This window comes from Kitasatospora sp. NPDC056531 (assembly GCF_042794375.1).
Taxonomy (GTDB): Bacteria; Actinomycetota; Actinomycetes; order Streptomycetales; family Streptomycetaceae; genus Kitasatospora.
The window spans coordinates 51,188-57,187 of sequence record NZ_JBHTTU010000047.1 but is presented as its reverse complement, the minus strand read 5'-3'; the positions used below and the strand labels follow the sequence as shown (position 1 = coordinate 57,187).

Here is a 6,000-nt window from a genome sequence, read left to right as displayed (position 1 = left end):
GCCGGGGACGGTCACCGGTGACCTCGCGATCGCGGCCGGCGAGCGGGCGATGCAGTCCGCCGGCGGCGGCCAGGTCGACCTGGTGGTCCTCGCGACCAGCACCCCCAACCAGCCGATGCCCGCCACCGCGCCCGAGATCGCCCACCGGCTGGGCCTCGGCACCCCGTGGGCCTACGACCTCTCGGCGGCCTGCACCGGCTGGGTCTACGGAATGGCCAACGCCGTCGGCGCGATCTCCTCCGGGCTGATCGACCGGGCGCTGGTGATCGGGGCCGACATCTGGTCCACCCGGCTGAACCACGACGACCGGGCCTCCGCGATCATCTTCGGCGACGGCGCCGGCGCGGCGGTACTGCGGGCCGGCGACCCGGACGAGCCGGGCGCCTTCCAGGGCTTCGACCTCGGCAGCGACGGCGGGCACCACGACCTGGCGCTGCTCGCGGTCGGCGGATCCCGGCAGCGCTCCTACCGGCAGCCGCCGAGCGAGCAGGACAACCTGCTCGCCATGCGCGGCAAGGAGCTGTTCTCGCACGCGGTGGAGCGGATGAGCTCCTCCTCGGCGAAGTTGCTCGACCGGATCGGCTGGACCGTCGACGACGTCGACTGGTTCGCCGGCCACCAGGCCAACTCCCGCATCCTGTACGCCATCTCCGACCTGCTGAAGGTGGAGCGCGAGCGGGTCCTGCTGCACATCGACAGGGTCGGCAACACCTCGGCGGCCTCCATCCCGCTGGCGCTCACCCACGCCGCCGCGGCCGGGACCTTCGGGGTCGGCGACCGCATCCTGTCCACCGCCTTCGGCGTCGGGCTCAACTGGGGCTCCACCGCGCTGACCTGGCCGGACATCAAGGTCGACGGCGTCCTCGGGGGCTGAGGGGTGCCGGCGCTTCCCCGGCGCCCGTCCTCCCGCAACCGAACGACGTACGACGTACCAGGCCGGCCCCGGCAGGGCCGGCCGGCATCGAAAGGCGAGAACGACCCATGAGTAACGCTGTGGCCGACCGGATCGTCGGACTCCTGGTGGAGAAGTTCGCGGTGCAGGGCGAGATCACGCCCACCACCGGCTTCTCCGACATCGACATCGACTCCCTGGTCATGCTCGAACTCTCCGTCATCCTGGAGCGCGAGTACGGCAAGCGCATACCGGAGGACGAGCTGATGGAGGCGGGCAACGCCGACGCCATCGCCGCGCTGCTGGAGCCCGAACACTGAACCGCTGAACCTGCTCGACCCCGCTGTACCTGCCCGGCCCCGCGGGACTTGCTGAGAAACGCGGGACGGCGAACCACCACCGGGCCCCGAACCCCCGGAACCCCCAGACCCCGAAAGGTACTTGCTGCTATGCGCCCGATCAGGCGTCTCGTCCGTGCCGCCGCCGCCCTGGCCCTGGCCTCCGCGATCGTCCCGATCGCGACCGCCCCCGCCCAGGCCGCGGACCTCACCACCAGCACCGTCTTCACCGACAACTTCCAGAACGGCTTCGACACCTCCAGCACCGGAAAGTGGCAGCTCTGGCCCGCGCCCGGCATGCCGAGCGGCGACGGCATCCCCAGCACGGACGCGAACGGCCTGCACGTGATACCCGGCGGCACCGACCCCGCCACCGGGAACCCGGCGTTCGCCTTCACCACCGCCCAGCAGACGGCCGGCGGCGCGGGCGACCGCGACCACACCAAGTGGCTGTCCTTCGCCAACCACAACTCCACGGCGGGCTTCGCCGGTTACGACACCCCGGCCAACGGCCGCTGGACCTGCGACGCCAACCTCTCGGTGACCACCCGCAAGACCGAGGCCAACCCCTTCGGCGCGAACGTCACCGATCCCCAGTCCGACCTCCGCCTCGCCAACGGCGCGATGGTGGTGGCCGACCTGGAGACGGGCGTCCTGATGGACTTCCACGTCACCAACAACACCGTGTACGCCTGGTACGAGCGGCTGCGCTACCCGAACACCACCTACTCGGCCTTCGCCTACGCGGTGCCGGTGGCGACCATCTCCAAGGGTGCGCCTCTCAACTACCAGATCCAGCTGGACAACAGCCGCACCCGCGCGACCTGGAAGATCAACGGCATCCCGGTCTACAGCGTCACCAACCTCGGCGCCCGCCCGACCGACCGCTCCAACCTGGTCACCGACCACGGCGGCACCGACCAGACCGTCGCCCCGCGCCAACTCCTCTGCGGCCTCGGCACCTTCACCATCATGGACGGCGCCGGCCAGGACGGCCGCGGCCTGGTCCAGCTGGACACCACCCCGGGCTACTACTACGCCCCGCTGGCCGGCCAGCCCACGCCGCAGACCTTCGTCGACACCGCCAGCCCGGCGAGCAGCCGGCTCTGGGGCCAGGGTGCGGAGATCTCCTCGTCCCACCTGACCATCACCACCGCGCAGTACCCCCCTGTCCGGGAACACGGCCCGAAACCCTTCCACCGGGCCAGGTGTGTTCCCGGCGTGTCGGCGATCAGCCCTTGCCGAACACCGCCCGCGCGACCTCATCGGGTGCGGCGCGCGTCTCCGCGAGCAGCCGCCCCTCGGTGGACGACCCGGCGGCCACGGCACGACGCGGTGAGCCGGTGTGACGTCGATCGACTCCGACGACTAACGGGCCGCTCGGGGGTGACCGCCGGCCAAGCTCATCGGCCGCCACCTCTCCCGCGGGCGGTGATGACCGACGGCCCCCGATGGCTGACGGCCTCCGCCGTCGGTCATCGGGGGCCGTCGTGGTGGGCCCGCGGGGGAGGGGGTCAGCCGATGCCGAACCAGCCGAGGACGGTCTGGACGAGCAGGATCGTCGACATGACGGCCACCCCGACCACCACGACGGTGGCGGCGATGCGGTACCGGGGGGTGTTGGCCGCGTCGCCGAGGACGGAGCGGCGGTTGGTGAGGACCAGGAGGTAGACCAGGACGATCGGGCTGATCAGGCCCTGCAGGACCTGGGTGCCGATCAGCAGCTGGATGACGTCCACCGGGGTCATCGCGACGACCGCGCCGAGGACGATCTGCGCGGTGAACACCCCGAGGAACAGCGGGGCGTCACGGAAGCTGCGGGAGACGGAGCGCTCGACGCCGGCGGCCTCGCCGATGGCGTAGCTCGCCGAGAGCGGCACCACCGCGCCGGCCAGGGCGGAGGCGCCCAGCAACCCGAAGGCGAACAGCAGCTCGGCGCTTTGCCCGGCGACGGGCTTGAGCGCCTCGGCGGCCTGCGAGGCGGACTCCAGGGGGCCGGTGCCGCCGATCGCGGCGGCGGTGGCGATGATGATGGTCAGGCTGATCACACAGGCGAACACCGCGCCGAGGACGGCGTCGGCCCGGATCAGCTTGTAGTCGGCGGGCTTGGCGCCGCGGTCGACTACGCCGGCGGCGGCGTAGAACTGCATGTACGGGCTGACGGTGGTGCCGATCAGGGCCACGGCCAGCAGGATGAAGTCCTTGCTGGGCTCCAGGTGCGGGATGACCAGGTGCTGGCCGACCTGCCCCCAGTCCGGGTGGCCGAGGATCATGGCGACCGGGTAGGCGAAGAACGCCAGCGACATCACCAGGAAGATCCGCTCGGCCCACTTGTACGAGCCGAACAGCACCAGCGACCAGAGCAGCACGGCGGACGGCGGGACGACCGCCCACTTGGGCACGCCGAGCAGCTCGAACGCGGCGCCGATCCCGGCGAACTCGCTGACCACCAGGCCGGTGTTGGCCAGCAGCAGGCAGAACACCGCGAGGGCGGTGAGGCGCAGGCTGAACTGCTCGCGGATCAGCGCGCCCAGGCCCTTGCCGGTGTGGGCGCCGAGCCGGACGGCCATCTCCTGCACCATGACCAGGGCGACGGTCACCAGCACCATGAAGAACAGCGTCCCGTAGGTGAACTGAGAGCCGGCGCTGGCGTAGGTGGCGATGCCCGCGGCGTCGTTGCCGGCGTTGGCGGCGACCAGTCCGGGGCCGGCCACCATCGCGATCGCGGCCAGCCGGCGCAGGCCCTTGCGGCGGCCGGGGCGCCCGGGGGCGGACGGCGCGGACGCCGCGGCGGCGTCCGGACCGGTGTCGAGGGTGTCGAGGTCGCGGGTCACTTGAGGAGCCTCCGGAAGTGCAGGCGCCCGCGCTCGGGCAGCAGCGAGTCGAGGATGTCGTCGGCCAGGACCCGGCCGAGGGGGCGCTCGGAGTCGTCGACCACGAGCAGGGAGGTGGCCCGGGCCGCGACCAGTTGGTCGGCGGCCTCGGCGAGGCGGGTGTCGGGCCGGACGGTCACCGGCGGGCCGAACTGGTCCAGCCAGGTGACCAGGTCGCCGATCACCGAGGTGTCCTCGGCCACCGCCAGGTCGAACAGCGGGATGTCGGCGATCAGCCGGCCCTGGTCGTCCAGCACGGTGACCGCGTCGATGTCGGTGCGGTGCTCGGCCTGCGCGGCGAGCTCCGCCCGTACCTCGGCGACGGTGTGCGAGGGGCCGGCGGTGACCAGCAGGGTGGTCATCGCGCCGCCGGCGGTTCCCTCCCGGTGGGTGAGCAGGGAGCGCAGCTCGGCTGCCTCGGGCTCGGGCATCCGGGCCAGCAGGGTCTCGCGCTCGCCGGGCGCGAGGTCGCGCAGGGCGTCGGCGGCCTCGTCCGGCTCCATCTCGTCGACGAGCCGGGCGGCGTGCTCGGGCGGCACCTCGCGCAGCAGGTTCTCCAGCTCGGCGGGCTCCATCTCCTCCAGCGCGTCCGCGGCGTGCTCCGGCTCCAACCAGCCGAGCAGCTGCTGGCGTTCATGCCGGCCGAGGTCCTCCAGGATGTCGGCGAGGTCGGCCGGGCGCAGCCGGTGCAGTGCGGAGCGGGAGGCGCGCAGCCGCACCTCGGCCGGCCCGGCGGTGGCCTGCTCGCCGAACGGGGCGACGGACTGCCAGTCCAGGACGCGCTCCGGGGTGGGGCGGATCTGCCAGCGGCGCGGGCCGAGCCGGCGCAGCAGGGTGGGCAGCGAGACGTCGACCCCGACCAGGACGGTACGGGCGGCCAGCGGGGCCAGGTAGAGGTCGGCGGCGCGGGTGACCTGGACGCCGTCGACGTCGACGAGCTGGTGGTCCAGCACGTCCCGGGCGAGCAGCACCTCGCCGGGGCGGCGGTTGAACTCGCGCAGGTCCAGCCGGGCGGTGCGCAGCCGGACCTGCCCCGTCATGACCCGGTCGACGGCGTCGGCGGCGATGAAGGTGCGGCGGCGGCCTATGCGGATGATCAGCCCGGTGACCGGCGGGTACGGCTCCGTGCCGTAGAGGCGCGCGACCACGTCGACGACCCGGCCCACCTCCTCCCCGGCCTGGTTGGCGACCGGCCCGCCGACCAGCCCGGCGACGGAGACCAGCGAGGACCGGACGGTCCGGGTGACGGCGGTACGGCGCTCGGCGGCGACGGTGCGGTCGCGCAGCCGGGCGGTGGCGGAGTTGAGCAGGGTGGTGGCAGCCATGGTGGGGACCCCCTCGCCCCGGCAGGACGGGGCATCGGGCCGCCCGGTGGCGCGCCGCCGCCGACGCTGACCGCTCGAACCGGTTCCAGGCATGCGCCAGGGCCGCCCGCGCCGGGGCGGGCCGGAGGGCGGAGCGAACCGGATCGGTCAGGGAAGGAGGGGGCGCCTCGGACGACGGAAAGACGGCGAGGACGACATCGGAATGGGCCGACTATGGCCAGGACTTCCGTCCATCACGCCTCCTCCCGGTCTCGGCCGCGCATCGAGGTCGCGGCGGCACGGCAGGGGGAGACCGACGTCACCGCCCGTGCACCCCCACTCGTCAGAGCTTTGGCACTCCACGGCGTATCCCTGTCGATCCCGACGGGAAGCCACTTGGGGTCACCCCTTGAGCCGGGGAGACCTGTCCTGATCCGGAGCGTCTCTCGACGGGTGGGATCAGTGGCCTGTGTCCGTGAAGACGCCTCACCGAACGAGGTGTCTGTTCAAATCCGCCCCAGGATAGGACGCCGTAGCCCTTCCAGCGTAATCCTTGACCGGAGCTTGACCCTGACCTGACCAGCGGGGGAGCC

At 72.7% G+C, this 6,000-nt stretch carries 4 protein-coding genes, 1 pseudogene and 1 riboswitch; of the genes and pseudogenes, 3 read left to right on the top strand and 2 right to left on the bottom strand.

The features are described 5' to 3' along the window. From ACFQ87_RS30295 to ACFQ87_RS30285, 3 genes and pseudogenes are all read left to right on the top strand, one after another. Positions 1-874 (top strand): 3-oxoacyl-ACP synthase III family protein (locus ACFQ87_RS30295; RefSeq protein WP_380614046.1); only part of this gene is annotated, 874 nt, incomplete at its 5' end. 107 nt (positions 875-981) lie between these two features. Further along, a complete protein-coding gene (locus tag ACFQ87_RS30290; protein WP_380614045.1) occupies positions 982-1,212 on the top strand; it encodes an acyl carrier protein in 231 nt (76 codons plus the stop codon). Positions 1,213-1,341: 129 nt separating this feature from the next. Continuing rightward, positions 1,342-2,376 (top strand): annotated as a pseudogene (locus ACFQ87_RS30285) (DUF6081 family protein); the annotation flags it as partial. A 368-nt stretch (positions 2,377-2,744) separates the two neighbouring features. On the opposite strand, the gene ACFQ87_RS30280 reads toward ACFQ87_RS30285, so the two are convergent. Then, positions 2,745-4,064 (bottom strand): NRAMP family divalent metal transporter, encoded by a 1,320-nt coding sequence (locus ACFQ87_RS30280; protein ID WP_380614044.1) that lies wholly within the window; start codon positions 4,062-4,064, stop codon positions 2,745-2,747. Beyond that, complete coding sequence (locus ACFQ87_RS30275; RefSeq protein WP_380614043.1) at positions 4,061-5,428, bottom strand: magnesium transporter MgtE N-terminal domain-containing protein; 1,368 nt, start codon at positions 5,426-5,428, stop codon at positions 4,061-4,063. The genes ACFQ87_RS30280 and ACFQ87_RS30275 overlap by 4 nt, the downstream gene beginning before the upstream one ends. A 306-nt stretch (positions 5,429-5,734) precedes the next feature. Then, positions 5,735-5,912: riboswitch (M-box (ykoK) riboswitch) on the bottom strand. Positions 5,913-6,000: the final 88 nt, after the last annotated feature.